Source organism: Neobacillus drentensis (assembly GCF_036965245.1).
Classification (GTDB): domain Bacteria; phylum Bacillota; class Bacilli; order Bacillales; family Cytobacillaceae; genus Neobacillus; species Neobacillus drentensis_G.
In genome coordinates, this window is sequence record NZ_JBALPG010000017.1 from 18,390 (window position 1) to 35,446 (window position 17,057).

At 40.1% G+C, this 17,057-nt stretch carries 19 protein-coding genes; 17 read left to right on the forward strand and 2 right to left on the reverse strand.

Features of this window, described 5'->3' with window-relative positions; all coding sequences use genetic code 11:
- Positions 1-58 precede the first annotated feature (58 nt).
- Positions 59-673, reverse strand: coding sequence for a TetR/AcrR family transcriptional regulator (locus V7150_RS04260; protein WP_335513933.1), 615 nt, complete (start codon positions 671-673; stop codon positions 59-61).
- A 394-nt stretch (positions 674-1,067) separates the two neighbouring features.
- On the opposite strand from V7150_RS04260, the gene V7150_RS04265 reads away from it, so the two are divergent.
- From V7150_RS04265 to cydS, 13 genes are all read left to right on the forward strand, one after another.
- Positions 1,068-1,631 (forward strand): putative ABC transporter permease, encoded by a 564-nt coding sequence (locus tag V7150_RS04265; RefSeq protein ID WP_335513936.1) that lies wholly within the window; start codon positions 1,068-1,070, stop codon positions 1,629-1,631.
- Positions 1,632-1,848: 217 nt separating this feature from the next.
- Positions 1,849-2,547, forward strand: coding sequence for a response regulator transcription factor (locus tag V7150_RS04270; protein ID WP_438825751.1), 699 nt, complete (start codon positions 1,849-1,851; stop codon positions 2,545-2,547).
- A 3-nt stretch (positions 2,548-2,550) separates the two neighbouring features.
- Positions 2,551-3,927 (forward strand): sensor histidine kinase, encoded by a 1,377-nt coding sequence (locus tag V7150_RS04275; RefSeq protein WP_335513939.1) that lies wholly within the window; start codon positions 2,551-2,553, stop codon positions 3,925-3,927.
- Positions 3,928-4,147: 220 nt separating this feature from the next.
- Positions 4,148-5,461 (forward strand): VTT domain-containing protein, encoded by a 1,314-nt coding sequence (locus V7150_RS04280; protein ID WP_335513942.1) that lies wholly within the window; start codon positions 4,148-4,150, stop codon positions 5,459-5,461.
- A 402-nt stretch (positions 5,462-5,863) separates the two neighbouring features.
- Positions 5,864-7,144: a right-handed parallel beta-helix repeat-containing protein gene (locus V7150_RS04285; RefSeq protein ID WP_335513945.1), complete on the forward strand. Its 1,281-nt coding sequence runs from the start codon at positions 5,864-5,866 to the stop codon at positions 7,142-7,144.
- A complete protein-coding gene (locus V7150_RS04290; RefSeq protein ID WP_335513947.1) occupies positions 7,141-7,698 on the forward strand; it encodes a nitrous oxide reductase accessory protein NosL in 558 nt (185 codons plus the stop codon). The genes V7150_RS04285 and V7150_RS04290 overlap by 4 nt, the downstream gene beginning before the upstream one ends.
- Positions 7,699-8,015: 317 nt before the next feature.
- Positions 8,016-8,828, forward strand: a complete 813-nt coding sequence (locus V7150_RS04295; protein ID WP_335513950.1) for an ABC transporter permease — start codon at positions 8,016-8,018, stop codon at positions 8,826-8,828.
- Entirely contained in the window at positions 8,819-9,526 is a 708-nt protein-coding gene (locus V7150_RS04300; RefSeq protein WP_335514382.1) for an ABC transporter ATP-binding protein, read from the forward strand. The genes V7150_RS04295 and V7150_RS04300 overlap by 10 nt, the downstream gene beginning before the upstream one ends.
- A 52-nt stretch (positions 9,527-9,578) precedes the next feature.
- Positions 9,579-10,373, forward strand: coding sequence for a sensor histidine kinase (locus V7150_RS04305; RefSeq protein WP_335513953.1), 795 nt, complete (start codon positions 9,579-9,581; stop codon positions 10,371-10,373).
- On the forward strand, positions 10,373-11,014 hold the full coding sequence (locus V7150_RS04310) for a response regulator transcription factor (RefSeq protein WP_335513957.1): 642 nt from the start codon (positions 10,373-10,375) through the stop codon (positions 11,012-11,014). The genes V7150_RS04305 and V7150_RS04310 overlap by 1 nt, the downstream gene beginning before the upstream one ends.
- Positions 11,015-11,247: 233 nt before the next feature.
- A complete protein-coding gene (locus V7150_RS04315; RefSeq protein ID WP_335513960.1) occupies positions 11,248-12,591 on the forward strand; it encodes a cytochrome ubiquinol oxidase subunit I in 1,344 nt (447 codons plus the stop codon).
- Complete coding sequence (locus V7150_RS04320) at positions 12,591-13,616, forward strand: cytochrome d ubiquinol oxidase subunit II (protein WP_335513965.1); 1,026 nt, start codon at positions 12,591-12,593, stop codon at positions 13,614-13,616. The genes V7150_RS04315 and V7150_RS04320 overlap by 1 nt, the downstream gene beginning before the upstream one ends.
- Positions 13,617-13,630: 14 nt before the next feature.
- Positions 13,631-13,735, forward strand: a complete 105-nt coding sequence (cydS, locus tag V7150_RS26560) for a cytochrome bd oxidase small subunit CydS (protein ID WP_420490252.1) — start codon at positions 13,631-13,633, stop codon at positions 13,733-13,735.
- Positions 13,736-13,880: 145 nt separating this feature from the next.
- On the opposite strand, the gene nikR is transcribed toward cydS, so the two are convergent.
- Positions 13,881-14,300 carry a nickel-responsive transcriptional regulator NikR gene (nikR, locus tag V7150_RS04325; RefSeq protein ID WP_283920189.1) on the reverse strand — a complete coding sequence of 140 codons (420 nt, stop codon included), beginning with the start codon at positions 14,298-14,300 and terminating at the stop codon, positions 13,881-13,883.
- Between the two features lie 211 nt (positions 14,301-14,511).
- Here nikR and V7150_RS04330 point away from each other — a divergent pair, with 211 nt between their 5' ends.
- The 4 genes from V7150_RS04330 to V7150_RS04345 are packed head-to-tail and all read left to right on the forward strand — an operon-like array spanning position 14,512 to position 16,974.
- On the forward strand, positions 14,512-15,204 hold the full coding sequence (locus V7150_RS04330; RefSeq protein WP_335513971.1) for an energy-coupling factor ABC transporter permease: 693 nt from the start codon (positions 14,512-14,514) through the stop codon (positions 15,202-15,204).
- A complete protein-coding gene (locus V7150_RS04335; protein WP_335513974.1) occupies positions 15,201-15,476 on the forward strand; it encodes a PDGLE domain-containing protein in 276 nt (91 codons plus the stop codon). The genes V7150_RS04330 and V7150_RS04335 overlap by 4 nt, the downstream gene beginning before the upstream one ends.
- Entirely contained in the window at positions 15,473-16,159 is a 687-nt protein-coding gene (locus V7150_RS04340; protein WP_335513977.1) for an energy-coupling factor transporter transmembrane component T family protein, read from the forward strand. The genes V7150_RS04335 and V7150_RS04340 overlap by 4 nt, the downstream gene beginning before the upstream one ends.
- Positions 16,159-16,974, forward strand: coding sequence for an energy-coupling factor ABC transporter ATP-binding protein (locus V7150_RS04345; protein WP_335513978.1), 816 nt, complete (start codon positions 16,159-16,161; stop codon positions 16,972-16,974). Before V7150_RS04340 ends, V7150_RS04345 begins: the two co-directional genes overlap by 1 nt.
- The last annotated feature ends 83 nt before the right edge of the window (positions 16,975-17,057 follow it).

Sequence of the window (17,057 nt, forward strand, 5' to 3'; positions counted from 1 at the left end):
AGCCTTTAATTATTATCATTTTGACATATTAAAAAAAGTGAAGATGCTCTAACTGTCTTCACTTCTCTTTACTATATAAACCTGTAACATGTCTAGGCCCTAAAAGGGTGATTCGCGCTAAAATCAATGCCATTTCCCGCGGTGATTTTTCCATCCCGCTTTCTAACCAATGCTGGATTACACCGAGGTTTGCCGAGCTGATATAGGCGATGAGAAAATCAATTGGAACAAGCATGTCTTCTTGTTGCAAATTGGAGAGGATATTTTGGTAAAAGGTATTTTTAATTAATTCCTTCAATTTTTCCTGAAATGCTGCATCTCCGTTTGGACCCAAAGCGGCCTTCATAAAACTGGAATTCTCGTGAAAGTATTCAAACAAGTAAACAATAAACGGAAATGGCTCCTTTTGACCATCAAAGCTTAAGGCGTCTTTTAGATTGAGCTTAAGAGTTAACTTTTTGATTCCGTTGATAATTTCTTCTTCGCATTGCTCTAATAAATCGTATTTATCCTCATAATGTAAATAAAAGGTTCCGCGATTAATATCCGCTCTTTCCGTTAGATCACGGACGGTAATCGCTTCAAATCCTTTTTCCTCCATTAGCATAGTAAGAGCGTCGCGGATCATCCGCTTTGTTCGAATAATTCGTCTATCTACCAGCCGCTCAGACATGTCCACATACCCCCAGTAAACTTTTTTTATCGAAAAATAAACCTGAACTATGGTTGTTTTATTTAATAGATAAAACTGGTTAATTTATTGTTTATTTCTATCGATGCTAAACCAATTATAATAAACTTATTGATGGATAATCAACATGATGTTCATTTATTTTGAAGCATGGTCGTTATGATTGTTTTCTTTGTAAATTTAGAATTTAAACAAAAGATAAAATCGCACATTAATGCTTAGTTTACCGCGCTAATTTAGGTCCCTAACAACACCAAGAAAACTTACTTGATGTCAGGCCATTTTTTGTGAATATATAGGAAACTTTTGGTATATTAGAAGGCTTGGTGGCTAAACCTATTGTAGTAATTTACCATTTAAGAAAGGTGGTTAAGCCATGATTCTAAGCTTTGTGTTTCAAAATCCGGAAATTCTTTCAATTGATGGAGCTGCGGCCATTGTGTTTTATTTCACGGTGTATTCGTTCATTGGCTGGTTGCTTGAAAATAGCTATAGCTTTTTCACAAACCGGGAATTTTTTAAAGAGAATTTTTTATTTGGCCCCTTTAAACCGATGTACGGCTTTGCCCCGGTACTCTTGGTTTATTTGATTTCACCTGAAACAAATTGGGTTATTGTTATCTTTTTATGCCTTTTCATTCCGACCCTAGTCGAGTATGTAAGCGGGGCAATGCTGCAGAAATGGTTCCATCAGCAATGGTGGGATTATTCAGATACACCGCTGCAGCTTCATGGACATATTTGTTTACCCTTCTCCATCTGCTGGGTGTTCTTATCCCTAATTTGTTTAAAATGGGTTCATCCAGCAATTGCTACTATGTATGGATCCATAGAACCATTTTGGATATGGGTCTGGGTTGTGGCAGGACTATACTTCCTTGCCGATCTCCTATTAACAATTCGAAAACACACCTTACAAAATTTAACAAATGGTGCCTGACACCATTTGCAATAATTTCACTCCTTCTATGGTAAAAAGAAGGAGTTTTTTGGGGTTTATCAGTAGTTTGTTTCTTGAAGTGCTGTATACATAAATGATTAAATTTCAATGAAAATATGAAAGATAGGAAAAAATGGTGCTACATTGTAGAAGAGGATTACACACATAATATTTTGAATTGCCGCCTTGGGATAAACACTAAAAAGGAGGGCTTATTATTAATAAGCGAATTTTAGTTGTTGAGGATGAAAAACAAATTGCAAAAATTTTAAAGATTGAACTTGAGTTTGAAGGCTATGAAGTGGTTGTTGCCTATGACGGAAAGTCAGGATTACAAGCCGCATTGAACGATAAATTAGATTTAGTCCTATTGGATGTTATGCTGCCAGAAATGAATGGGATTGAAGTGTTGAGAAAAATACGAGTAGAGAACAACCTGCTGCCTGTCATCCTACTAACGGCCCGGAATATGACGATGGATAAGGTATCCGGACTTGATCTAGGAGCAAATGATTATATTACTAAGCCCTTTGAAATGGAGGAAGTATTGGCAAGAATTCGGTCATGTCTGCGTCAGAATTCCATTGCAGTTAAGGCGCAGCAGCCTGAAGAAACCCTGTTATCCATAACGGATTTAACCGTAAACCTCGATACGAGAGAGGTGATCAGGGGTGGGGTTTCGATTACGTTAACGCCCAAGGAATTTGATTTATTAGCTTATTTGCTTTCCAATAAAAATAAAATTGTCACACGGGAAAATATTATTTTTCATGTGTGGGGCTATGAATATGAAGGGGAAACAAATGTAATTGATGTGTTTATCAGACATTTACGAAAGAAAATTGAAGAAGGTTTTTCAAACCCTACCATTATTCAGACGATCAGGGGGATTGGATATACAATAAGGGAGAAGTAGCAAATGAAGATTACGACCAAAATTAATCTGATCACAACCGCATGGATACTCTGTGTGTTAATTGCTGTAAACACAGTGGTCTTTTTTTCGTTTTTGAATATTACGGTCAATATGGAGGATAATACCCTTTTTCAAAAGGCAGGCCAATTGATAAAGAAGTTAAATCAGGATGATACTCCTGCAGCTATTAAAGAAAAATTAACCCCATATCTGACGCCTCATTCTTTTATTAGGATCATTCAACCTGACGGAAAAATTGTTAATCAAGTAACAAATGATAAGCACTTGGCCGCAAAAATAAAACCGCAATTTGCTAGTGAAAAAGGGACGGAAAGGCGTGCCGTTAGGCTAAAAAATCAAGAAGAACAAATTGCGATTGTCAGGGTACCAATCCAAGCAGATGGGCAGGTTACGGGCACACTTGAGTTCGGAGAGAAATTAACCGGATTGGAATTGGGAAAGGACTTATTACTTTCTATTCTTATTTTTTGTACGATTTTAGGAGCGCTATTATCCCTGCTGGGGGGCAGGTGGCTGTCCAATCTGATTATGAGACCAATTTCAAATATGATTAATACGATGGAGGACATAGAGCAAAGTGGGATCCCTAAAAAAATTGTCATCCAACATGAAACAAAGGATGAACTGCAAAAATTAGCGGTTACGTTTAATCGAATGATTGAAAGACTGGAGGCAAACCTGGAAAAACAGAAGCAATTTATTTCAGACGCTTCGCATGAATTAAAGACCCCGCTCACGGTGATCAAAAGCTATGCAGATCTTTTGCTAAGACGGGGGACACGGAATGAAGAGGTTGCCCATGATGCCATTGAATCAATTCATTCAGAAGCTACGAGAATACAAAGAATGACAGAAAGGTTTCTCGATTTAGCCGATACAGAATCAGGTAATTTGTTAGAAACAAAACCAATCAATTTAGTAGCCCTGTGTGAGAATATACGTAAACAGCTGAAAAGTGCCTATAAGAGGGAAATTGACCTCAATTGTCAGAAAGCTTCTATTACCGCCATTGCTGATGAATTAAAGCTAAAGCAGGCAATCATCATTTTAATTGATAATGCCATTAAATACAGTTCGGAGAAAATCGATGTGTATCTAGAGGAAAAGGAAGAATTTATGGTCATTAGGGTGAAAGATTACGGGATTGGCATACCTGAGTCTGAAATAGTTAATATCTTTGAACGTTTTTACCGAGTTGACAAGGCTAGAAGCCGGGAGACAGGAGGAACAGGTCTGGGTCTGTCAATAGCCAAAAATATTATGAGACAGCATCACGGTGAAATTAAAGTAAAAAGTACCGAAGGAGTAGGAACGGAAGTTGAATTGTACTTACCTAAAGGGAACATGCCTTTTAAATAACCAATATTCTAATCATATGTTTTTTTCTTTTAGCCTTTTATTTCTTGTTTTTGTCTTTTACCAACGGTACTGATTCGGGTCAGCGGCTGAGGAATGATCAGAAGGATAATAAAGGCAAGTCCTTTGCCAACAGACTAAAAGCATGACGTCTGAATTAGTTATACAGCCCAATTTTTTTCATAGAGCTAGGGCATAATAGTAACAAAAAGGAGGACAAACCTTGAGCAATTATACAGCTTATATCGATCAGTACGGGTATATTGTCCTTTTTGCGGCCTTATTTCTTGAATTAATTGCTTTACCATTACCTGGAGAAATCCTTATGAGTTACAGTGGGTTTTTGGTTTTTCAAGGTCATCTAAATTGGCTCGTAAGCATCTTAATGGCAGGAACGGGAGCTTGTATGGGAATGACCTTATCTTTTTGGATAGGGTTTAAATTAGGAAAACCCTTTTTTGTAAAATACGGTCATCGTTTTCATTTAGGACCGGAAAGAATTGAAAAAACGTCGCAATGGTATAGCAAGCATGGAAATAAATTACTGATTATCGCCTATTTTATCCCTGGAGTCAGACATATCACTGGTTATTTTTCAGGAATAACAAGGCTTCCGTTCCGGAAGTTTGTGCTGTTTGCCTATAGTGGTGCATTTATTTGGGTGACAACATTTATTACGCTTGGCAAGATATTAGGTCCCCAGTGGGAGCAGTTTCACAGTTCTATTAAAACATACCTCATTATAGGGGGGATCATTGCTGCAATATTGATGATCGCTGTCTATATTATTAAAAGGTACAAATTGGAGTTGAAAGACGCAGCAGTAAGAGTATTGAATATCACAATGAATATATTCCATTCCCGAAGACGGGTAGGACTTCTCTTAGGGATTACTGCGGCACTGACCTTAGGCCTTATTATCTTAATGATTGGGATGATCCAAGATTTCCTTGCGGGAGAATTCTCGGACTTTAATGAAATTGTCAGTTTGTTGGTTTCATTAACGTTTAGTAAAGACTGGACCGAGACTATGCAGATTTTCTTACTCATGGGTTCCAAACAGGTTCACCTTTTGCTGATTACTCTTACAGTGTTTTGGATTTTATGGAAAGGCAGAGATAAACGGATAGAATTTTTGTCTCTTTTTCTTGTGGTAGGCGGCGGCGAGATCTATGAGGAAAGCCTAAGGAGTATTTTTCACAAACTCTCACCTGTTAATCAATCGATGATGGATAATCTGTTTTATAGATTTCCGAGTGAACAGTTGCTCATGACGATTGTCATTTACGGTTTTGCCGTATTTCTCTTTGTGCGTCATAGCAGAAAGGTGTGGGTTCATACATTTATTCCGATAGCGGTTTTGGTTTTGTTAATTCTTATAGCCATCAGTCGTTTGTATTTTAATATCGAGCTCCCAAGTGATGTTGCTGCAGGCTGCGTTTTCGGAGGAGTATGGCTGGGGTTAAATATTCTACTTCTAGAAATTTATCGGATATTAAGAAACATGGATTCAACGCCGATTAAGCAGGTTGGATAAAGGTAAGCATAATAGAAATAGGGCAAATGGTGCCTGACACCATTTGCAATAAATACACTCCTTCTATAGTAAAAAGAAGGAGTGTTTGTTTTTGATTCGTACTTTTTAATAGTGCATAACGTTTCGCATCGGAAAGAAAGTGCAAGTGCATGATTGGGGGAGAAATGGGTAACAAACCATCTCCGCCTTTTTTCTTTACATAAATAATTCTAACTTAACTAAAAATCAATGGTATTTTGCCAAAAAATTTTCAAATATGGTAAATAAATAGCCCCTCCGAGTCATAGGAAAAATCCACCATATCGTTTACCTTAGTACTTGTTACAAAATCCAACCCCTTTAAATAAAAAATAGCCTGACCATGTAATATTCTTTAATGTTCTCAGGAAGGAAATAATTGATATGAAAGTTTTACTGAAACTGATTTTATTTGTGGGGATGATTAGTTTAGTAGGAGGAAAGGAGACGTCTGCAGACATATCCCTTCAGTCACAAATCGATGCCGTTCCAGCTGGCGGAACACTGAAGCTGGCTGCTGGCACCTATCAGGAACCGATTGTTTTAAAAAAGCCGATTGTGTTGACGGGAGAGAAAGGAGCCATTCTTAAAGTTTGTAATGCTAAACCAGCCATTACCATTAAGGGGGAAAATGTGACCGTTAAAGGGATCCAGATTCTGAGCTGTAAACAAGATAAAAGTTCAGCTGCGGTAAAAATAAGCGGGAAGAATCATCAGCTCGAGGATATAACGCTGAAAATAAGGAAATCCGGAATAAACCTCGAAAATGTTGAACAAACAAACTTCCGAAATATTAGACTATCTGGATACGGCAAGGGAAATGGTTTTGAACTTTGGGAATCCCATCATAATACGTTTGAAGAAATCAAGATTGATCACGTCCAGGATGGCTTTTATATGGAAGATAGCCACTATAACACGTTTAGTGGTAATGCTATCAGTGATTCAAGGTATGGGCTCCATGTGATGTTTTCTGATTATATAACCGCAAAGAATAATCGATCAACACGGAATTATACCGGTGCGATGGTGATGGGGACGAACTATTCCGTCATTGCGGATAATCAGCTGCTGGAAAATAATCAAAATGTGAACGCTCAGGGTCTGCTTCTCTTTGATGTCCATGATTCCACGATTAATCACAATCGCATTTCCGATAACCGGGTTGGGATGTTTATCGAAGATTCGAGCGGGAATGAAATTACAGGCAACGAAATTGCCGCCAATTTTATTGGCACACAAATGAATCGAATTGAGAAAAATGTGATTGAGGGCAATGCCTTTATCAGCAATGTAAACGATTTTCAAGCTACGGACGCTGCCAATAATACAATTCAAAACAATTATTGGGATGCCGCTATGAAGCTTGATACTGACGGTGATGGAAAAAGCAATCTGCCTCACAGTGCCGATCCGTTTTTTCTTAATCTAGCAAGAGAAACACCGCCATATCAGTTATTCTTTCAACATCCGGGGATGACTCTGCTGCAAAAACTGCTAAAAAGTCCCGAACACCTTCTTGTAACCGATCAAGAACCATTAATGAACAATGACTTAAACAACCAGCAACAACCCGAACAGAAACAGACTATCTTTTGGGTGATCTGCCTTGCCATGATTATCGTTAGTCTACTATTAATTTATTTTGGGAGGAAAAGAAATTGAAACAAAAATTACTAAAATCATGCTTAATTGCCATCCTATCCTTATTTGTCATCGCCGGCTGTGGGAAAAAGGATGTTAAACCAGTGGCCATCAATGAAAAAACAGATAAATGTGAAAACTGTCATATGGCTGTAAAAGATGACCAGTTTGCTACTGAAATTATTCTTGAAAACGGAAAATCCATGGTATTTGATGATATCGGCTGCATGTACAAATGGCTGAAGGAAAATAGTGACAAGAAAGTAGCCAACTCATTTGTTAAAGACTATGATTCCAAGGAATGGATTGAAGCGAGTAAGGCTTCATATGTGTATGACAAGCCAATCAAAACACCAATGGCCTATAATGTCATCTCTTTTACAGAAAAAAAAGATGCGCAAGCTTTTATCGATCAACATGGGGGCAGCCTATTAACTTATGACAAGTTGGAGAACCATTCATGGGAAAAGAATGAGGAAATGGTTAAAGAAATGAAGGAAAAAATGAAGGGGAAAATGAACATGCAAGACGGACACGACGGCATGGAGAAGGAACATTCTGAGGATAAGCATTGATGAAAAACGATGGCTTATTCTAAAATATTGTTGTTTTTTTAGATTCGCTGATAGAACCCCAAAATTCGCCGATAAATTGGTCGAATTCGCCGTTAGATTGGCCAAATTCGCCGATAAAATCCAAAAATCTCCGAAAGACGGGTTAAGTCGAAATATAAATTTTATTGTTGGAGAAAATTTACATTTAAAATGTAAATATGAAGAATCTGAACTTGATATAACCCAACAATGTTTATGAAAACAGCCAAAATTTAAGAAAGATAAGTACAAAAAGACAGTCCATCAAGATTGTCTTTTTGCTTGAAAGGATGCAAACGATGAGAAACTTATGGCTTTCTGAATGGAAGACAATGACGAGGCAGCGTTCCTACTATCTATTTTTAATCCTTTGGGTGCTAGTGTTTTCGCTGTTGTTTTTACTTGAACGAAATAATGCAGGCCTTTCCAGCTTTACGAATGTCACGGGAACGATTGTCAATATCCTACTCTATTTACTGCCGTTGTTCATGCTGATTATCGGTTCCTTTTCGATTACAAATGAATTAGAAAGCGGGCAGTGGAAGCTCCTCTGTACGTATCCTATCAGTATTCCCGCCTATTTTTTTGGAAAATTTGCCGGTCTAATTACGGCACAGGCGGCTGTGTTCACATTTAGCTTTGGGATCAGCATGGCGATTGGTTTGACAACAGGTATCCAGTTATCGCTGCCATGGATTCTGGGAATCTATCTCTTTTCGCTCCTCTTGATCTATGTATTTTTAATTCTAGGTTTACTACTTGGAACAGTGGCGCAAACAAGATGGAAGGCATTAATATCGTCTGTTTCCGTCTGGTTCTTCCTCATCATGATTTGGCCAACCGCTTTAATTGCCATTTTAGGTCTCGTTCCCTACCCAATGATTGACCCGCTAATGAAACTTGCGATGGTCTTAAACCCAGCTGAGTTTTTACGTATTTTTTTAATCATTCAATGGGATAGCGGCGCGATATTTGGCGGCTCGTACGATGCGGTAGTTCACCTATTTCAATCAGGTGCCGGCTGGGGCATGTTAATCGGCTACATGATTGCTTACTTAGTGATTGTGTTTTCCGTTTCGATCCTGTTTCTAAGAAGAAGGAGATTTCTATGATCGATATAAAAAATGTTTCCAAGGTATTTAAACATAAAACCGCCCTTTATCCGTTCTCGTTAACAGCAGAGGATGGTGAGTGCATTGTCCTCTGTGGCGGAAACGGTGCCGGGAAAAGCACCTTGCTTCAGATGATTGCCGGTATTTCCGCCACAGGTGATGGCACCGTTTTGATTAATCATGTTGATATCAAGCAAAATCGAAAGCAGTATGTTTCGTTTATCGGATATATGCCGGATGAATTTTTTGCCCAAGAAACGCTGATTGTCACGGAGTTTTTAACTTTTTATGGATCGTTTCGAAAGGTTTCACAGTCCCGGGTCATGGAAGTAATCCACATACTTGGGTTAGCTGCCAAAAAAGATGAAATGATTAAGCATTTGTCAAAAGGGATGCGCCAAAGGTTGTTATTTGGACAGGCATGGCTCGCAAACCCCTCAGTGTTGATTCTTGATGAACCGACAAATGGCCTGGATCCGTATTGGATTGATGTATTTATTGATTTGTTGAAAAAAATAAAACAGAGCGGTACGACGATTATTTTTTCCACTCATATGATGGATGTCGCCGCCGAAGTGGCTGACCAGGTCATCTTTATGGAAAATGGAAGGATGACAGAAGCGATCCGAAATGATCATGTTAATCCGAAACAATTTATGGTTGAGCTTCTTGGCCGCTATCGCCAAAAGGAGGAATAATCCGCGCAGTTGTGCTTTAATGGAGATATCAGGAAGTAGAGGGGCCATAAGGATGTCTTTTCGTACATTAAAAATTCTCACGATTATAATACCTCCCCTGCTCATTGGGAGCTTTGAGCTCATCCGACATAGTGTACTACTGTATCATATGTCAATGGAGACAGGGAATTACTTGATTATCCTTTTAACATTAGTCGTTTCCTATGTGTTTTCCACCTGGATGTTTAAGATGATTGAGGAAAAAAACCATCGCTTGGCAACAGAGCGGGAAATGCGCGCCGTTTATGAAGAAAGAGAACGGCTGGCGAAGGAGTTACACGATAATATTGCTCAGACTTTATTTTTACTTAAGGTAAATTTAAAAAAGGGAAAAATATATGAAGCGAGTGGTCTCGTCAATTCTATCGACGCAAATCTCAGGCAGGCGATTTATAATTTGCGTGTGAACCCTTTAGAGATGATTTCCTTTCCAAAACGGGTAGAGAATTGGTTAATTGAATGGAGTACAGTTTCCGGGATTGAAACAAATATTTCTATCCAGATAACGGAAGGCTATTTTAGTCCTTCGGAAGAGGTTCAGCTCTTTGGAATTATCCAGGAGGCATTTACCAATATCCGTAAACACTCTGAAGCACAATCCGCTGAGTTACTTCTGCAGATGATTCCAAATGGTTGGGAAATGAAAATTGAAGATGATGGGAAAGGTTTTTCGAAAAATGAACGGAGTCTGAATCAATACGGTCTCGTCATGTTAAAAGAGCGTGTTGAAAAAATTGATGCGGTGCTTGAAATCTCCTCAGAGAAAAATCACGGGACAAAAATAATGGTAAAAGGGAGCGATAAATGATGGTTCCTTATCGAGTTTTAATCGCTGATGATCACCCCCATGCAAGGCAGGCAATTATGGAAATTCTTGAAGAAGAACCTCTTTTTACAATTGTCGGTCAAGCCAAGAATGGCAAGGAAGCCATTGACCTCTGCGCCGAACATCTTCCCGACATTTTATTAATTGATATTGAAATGCCGGTTTTGGATGGCTTAGCGGCAACGAAAATCATCAAGGAAAAATATCCGTTCATAAAAGTAATTATTTTAAGTGTCTCCGACAATGTCGGAGATTTATTTACAAGTATTCAGTACGGGGCCCAGGGTTATTTATTAAAAAATATGGATCCGGATGATTGGCTCCTGTATCTTCGTTCTATTGTCGACGGCTCGAATGTGGCTACAAGGGATATGGCCGGAAAATTACTTTATCAATTTCGCGAACGCGATTTGCAGAACACACCAGCGATTAGTTCATTGACCCCGAGAGAAAAAGAAATTCTTCTATTAGTTTCAGAAGGGTTAACTAACAAGCAGATTGCCGAGAACCTGTTTATTGCCGAGAATACGGTAAAAAACCACATCAAAAACTTACTGGAAAAGCTCTGTCTCGAAAACAGGGTCCAACTCGCTTCGTATGCAGTTAAATATATTACAAAATAAAATTGGGTACATTAATAGGGGAGTGTTTTACATTCTGAGCATTGGGGGCGATTCCCATTTATAAAAAACAAGAACGTAAGCTTATTTGGCTGTCCTTTATTGTAGCGTCCATTTTAGGACTAGCGATGATTGGACGAATTTTTTCAGGCTGAGAGCAGTTGTGTAAAAGTTCTAGGTGTTCAGTTTTTTTTAATTATTTGCTGGAAAGGCACGCAAATTAAGGGGGGCAGGTAATGGGAAATGAAGAAACAGTTTTTTTCAGCCGAGTGCTAACAGAATTGACCTTATCCTTCCACATCATTTATGCAACCATTGGTGTCGGTATACCACTGATGATTATGATTGCCCAATGGGTCGGGATTAAGAAAAACGACGAGCATTATATTTTACTGGCGAGACGGTGGACGAGGGGGTTCGTTATTACCGTGGCGGTTGGGGTTGTGACCGGGACAGCAATCGGACTGCAGCTTTCGCTGTTATGGCCAAATTTTATGGAGCTGGCGGGAAATACGATTGCCCTGCCATTATTTTTGGAAACCTTTGCTTTCTTTTTTGAGGCCATATTTTTAGGAATATACATATATACTTGGGATCGATTTGAGAATCAGAAAAAGCATTTACTGCTCCTGATTCCCGTTGCGTTGGGTGCCTCTTTTTCTGCCATTTTTATCACAATTGTGAATGCTTTTATGAATGCACCGCAAGGCTTTGACCTGGTTAACGGGCAACTGGTGAATGTAAGCCCGCTCTTAGCGATGTTTAACCCGGCGATGCCGACAAAGGTGGCCCACGTTGTGGTAACAGCCTATATGACCTCGGCCTTTGTACTGGCTTCCATCGGCGCTTTTCGTCTGCTGAAGGGATCCAATCACGTGTATCATCAAAAAGCGTTATTTTTAACCATGAAGCTCGGGCTTATTTTTTCGATTGCCACTGCGATCCTTGGCGATTTTTCCGGAAAGTATTTAGCAGAATATCAACCGGAAAAATTAGCCGCTGCGGAGTGGCATTTTGAAACAGAAAAAGGAGCACCGCTGATTTTGTATGGAGTCCTTGATGATGGGGAAGTGAAGTATGCCATTAAAATCCCATATGGACTAAGCTTCTTAGCACATAGCAGCCTAAATGCGGAAGTTATCGGATTAGATCAATTTAACAGGGCTGACGTGCCGCCGCTTTATATTCATTATTTGTTTGATTTAATGGTAACAATCGGGATGTGGCTGACTGCCTTATCATTGGTATATGTTGTCGGTACATGGCGAAAGTGGCGTTTTATTTTAGCAAAATGGTTTAACTGGCTGATGGTGCTCGGCGGTCCCCTGGCGATTATCGCGATTGAAGCGGGCTGGTGGCTCGACGAAGTAGGGCGCCAGCCGTGGATATTGCGCGGGATTATGCGGACAAAGGATGCTGCCACGACAAGCGGACAAGTGGATACTATGCTATGGCTGTTTGCCGGATTATATCTCATCCTTGGCATTGGCAGTGTGTTCGTATTGTGGCGGATGTTCCGCAGGAATCCGGTGGAACAGGAATTAGCTGATCGTGCAGCGGATAAGGCTGGTGACATGTAATGACACTTGAAATCCTTGGTATTACTGTATTGGGCGTTTTTCTATTTGGGTACATTATCGTCGCATCGATTGACTTTGGCGCAGGGTTTTTTAATGCGTTCAGTACGTTGACAGGCAAAGGTCATATTTTAACGAAAGTGATTCAACGTTATTTATCACCTGTTTGGGAAGTCACAAACGTCTTTCTCGTCTTTTTCTTTGTTGGGATTGTTGGATTTTTTCCGAAAACTGCTTATTATTATGGATCAACCTTACTTGTACCGGCAAGCATCGCTATCATTCTCCTGGCGATCCGCGGTGCGTATTATGCATTTACTACCTATGGGGGATTAAAGCATAAACGCTACACCATCCTGTACGGTTTGACGGGATTATTTATTCCAGCGTCCTTATCAATCGTTTTGACGATTTCTGAGGGCGGCTTTGTTACCTTGGAGGATTCGGGACCGGCACTCGATTATTGGGCTTTGTTTATAAGCCCATTATCTTGGAGTATTGTTGTTCTCAGTCTGACATCTGTCTTATATATTTCCGCCGTGTTTTTAACCTGGTATGCTCAAAAAGCGAAAGACAGGCAGGCTGCAAACCTGCTGCGGAAATATGCACTTGTATGGGCGGTACCGGCAATCATCACCGCTGCCGGTATTATTGTGGAAATGAAGAATCATAATCCGGAACATTATGAGCGATTAGTCGATGTTTGGTGGCTTTTTGGACTTTCATTGATTTTCTTCGCGGGGACCGTTTATTTACTTTGGCAGCGGATTGCCTATGGCTTAGCTTTTTGGTTGTTGGTGGGTCAATTTACACTCGCCTTTTTGGCCTATGGAATTTCTCATTATCCCTATTTAATGTATCCGTATTTAACGATCTATGACAGCTTTACGAATCAAGCGATGGCCACCGCGCTGGTGATTGCGTTTATTGCCGGGCTTTGCTTGCTCCTGCCGTCGCTATATCTTTTGCTCAGGCTGTTCTTGTTTAATAAAGCATATGTACAAGGCGATCGGAATGACCATGCTTAAGGGGAGGAAAAAAAGTGTTAGATAATTTCCTGATGTTTTATGCACCATTTCTTGTGCTTATTGCTTCCATCTTAGGTGCGTTCTGGATTGCACCGAAAGACGATGCGGTGAAAAAATAACATAGGTACTGCGTAAATAAATGCAGTAGTACAGTAAAAAGGAGAGCTTGTTTAGGGCTCTCCTTTTATAATTTTAAAAATTGACACATATTGTATAATTCATTAACAGTTATTAGTGTTACGATTTAATTAAAAAGTAACACGATTAAGGCTCGGTTACAGGGGAAACGGACAGTTGACCATACTTTACCCCTTTTAAACTAAGTATTTGATCTCGTAATGTACGGATATTTTTGGTATTCCCCCGAACAACAATCATCTCGAGGCAATTATGATGATCAAGGTGAAAATGAGTCGTCGCTAAAATCGCATCATGGTAATCGTGCTGAATCGTTGTTAATTCTTCCATAAGGTGGCGTTGATGATGATCATAAAAGATTAGGAGACATCCGGCAACCTCATGATCATCTTGTTCCCATTTATTCTTGACTAACTTTTCGCGGATTAAATCACGGACAGCTTCAGAGCGGGTTTTATACCCTTTCTCTTCAATTAATTGGTCGAAGCTTTCGAGTAAGCTCTCTTCCATAGATACGCCAAATCGACTTAAGTTCTTTGAAGTCAAAGTAGGTTGCCTCCTTTCATATATCGTAACGATAGCATAAATATTTTGTATCGAAAAGGGGCGGAGCACCGCAAAAATGTAGCGGTATATCCTTTCGTAGTGAAAAAAACATTTTGCACCTCGAATGAAGTGAAGCTCGGCTCTGCTCACACCGCCTTTATTATGTTAGGTTGGTTCTTTGATTAAATTGAGTTTCATAGTAAATGATGGCATGAAACCTCATTTACGTTTTTCGTTAAAAAGAAAAATCATGAAAAGGAGAATTGTTATGCACATTCCTGATGGGATATTAAGTCCAACTATTTTAGCAGCTGGTGCAGCTGTATCGGTTGTCGTCCTTGCCAAGAGTGTTCAAGAATCAAAAAAGAACCTTGAACAAACAGCTGTCCCGATTATGGGCGTCATGGCGGCCTTTATCTTTGCAGCACAAATGGTGAATTTTCCACTATTAGGTGCGGCAGCATCCGGCCATTTGATTGGAGGGGCGCTTGCTGCCTATCTGTTTGGCTTCTGGCCGACAACGCTCATAATGACAACCGTGGTTACGATTCAAGCAGTCGTGTTCCAGGATGGTGGCATCAGTGTGCTAGGTGTTAATATCCTAAATATGGCAATCATTGCACCGCTAGCTGCTTCGGTTGTTTATAAACTTTTACGAAACAGTAAGGTACCTGTTTCGATAATAGTATTTATCGGTGGCTGGGTGTCGGTTGTCGTCACAGCAACAGTTGCCGCCCTTCAGCTCGGAGCGTCACATGTTGTTTCCTATCAATTGGCCTTACAAACACTTATTCTGTGGCATGCGATAATTGGTGTAGGTGAAGGCTTGATAACAGGAGCGGTCGTTCCGTTTGCCCGCCGCTCATCATTTTTCCTTGGTGGCAGAGAGGAGAGAGTACGATGAAGAAAAGGATTTTTCTTTGGATCGCGGTTTCGGTCTTTATTGCCGGTGCTGTATCTTTACTTGCTTCCGAGCATCCGGATGGCTACGAAAAGGCAGGCGAACAGCTGGGATTTATTGACCGAGCGACATCGTATCTTCATTCCCCGTTTCCTGATTACGTTATTCCAGGCGTGGATTCATGGGTGTCATCAAGTCTTGCTGGTATCATTGGAGTGGCGTTAACGTTTGTCATCTTTCTCTTGCTTGGAAAATTGGCTGGAAAACGCAGATGATTGCGCTGCCGAAGCCAAGGGTAAAAGTGGTGATGTCCCTTTTCATGATCATTCTAGGTGTTTTACCAAAGGATCTTGTGATGATTGGGGAAAATCTCGTCATAGGTACATTACTTCTCCTTATTTATCGAATTCCGCTTCGTGCGTTTGTTAAACAGTTAAAGCCCATCGCCTTCTTTATGCTGTTTACGTTTCTATTCTTTCCGCTTTATGAAGGGGGACATGGCTGGATTAAGGCGCTTCAATATAGTGGACGTTTGTTGTTTGTCGCCCAGGTGCTCACTTTTTTGTTTTACCGCATGGGTATAGTCCCATTTTTACAAGTGTTAGCTGAACTTCGGCTCCCATCGATTTTTATAGAGCTCATCATGTTTACATTGCGATTCATGGACGTGTTTCGAGGTGAGGTACGGCAAATGCTTTTAAGTCTGAGGAGCAGAGGTTTTTATACAGGTAAATGGTTTCAAGTAAAAAAATACAGGGTATTAGGCGGGCTGTTAGGAAGCCTGCTGCTTCGCTCCTTTCAACGCTCAGAACGAATTTATTTAGGGATGTTAAGCAAGGGCTATAAAGGGGAACGAAAGGCAATGAAAACAGAATTTGTCTCTACATATGAGTGGCTGCATGGTGCTCTGTGGGTCGGATGCGTTCTTTGCTTGTTTTTTGTAGGAGGAAAACAATAATGGATATTTTTCGATTTAACAGGGTTTCGTATGGATTTACTAAGGACAAGCCGATACTGCGCGACATCTCCTTTTCGATACGCGAGGGCAAGAAAACAGCAATTGTCGGGGCGAACGGAGCAGGAAAGTCGACGATTTTGTTTCATTTGAATGGGTTGTATACCCAGCAGCAAGGGGATATCTTCTTCCGAAATCAGAAGCTTGATAAGAAGTTACGAAAAGAGTTATATAAGCATGTTGGCATCGTCTTTCAAGACCCTGACGACCAGCTCATTTCATTAACGGTATCAGATGATATTGCGTTTGGGCCTGTTCAAATGGAATTATCCGCTACAGATGTTAAGGCAAGAGTAGAAAAATATATCAATCTATTAGGAATTGAGCATTTACTGACAGACAATCCATCCGAGCTAAGCTATGGGCAAAAAAAGCATGTTACAGTTGCCGGGGTGCTTGCGATGGAGACAGATGTGTTTATCTTGGATGAGCCCATGGCATTTCTTGACCCCTATGGCAAAGAACGGATGGCATCGATTTTGCAGCTGTTGCAGGAGCAAGGGAAAACGGTAGTCGTGACCACTCATGATATGCAGTTTGTTGCTGAGTGGGCGGAGGATGTGATTGTCATCCATCAAGGTCAGTGTTTAGGGACATTTCAAGCAAGAGACCTTTTCGGGCGCTATGATATTATGAAACAGGCAAATTTGACACTCCCTCCGATTGTTGAATTGATGACAGCCATTTGGAAAGGGAATAAAGAAGAAATGCCGATTCGAGTTGAAGAGGCAAAAAAGTGGTTAGCAAATATAATATAATTAGCATTGAGGAGACCAAATGTGTTTCCTTTTTTTAATACAAAAAACATTGACATTCTAATGCTCATTTGAATATTATATAA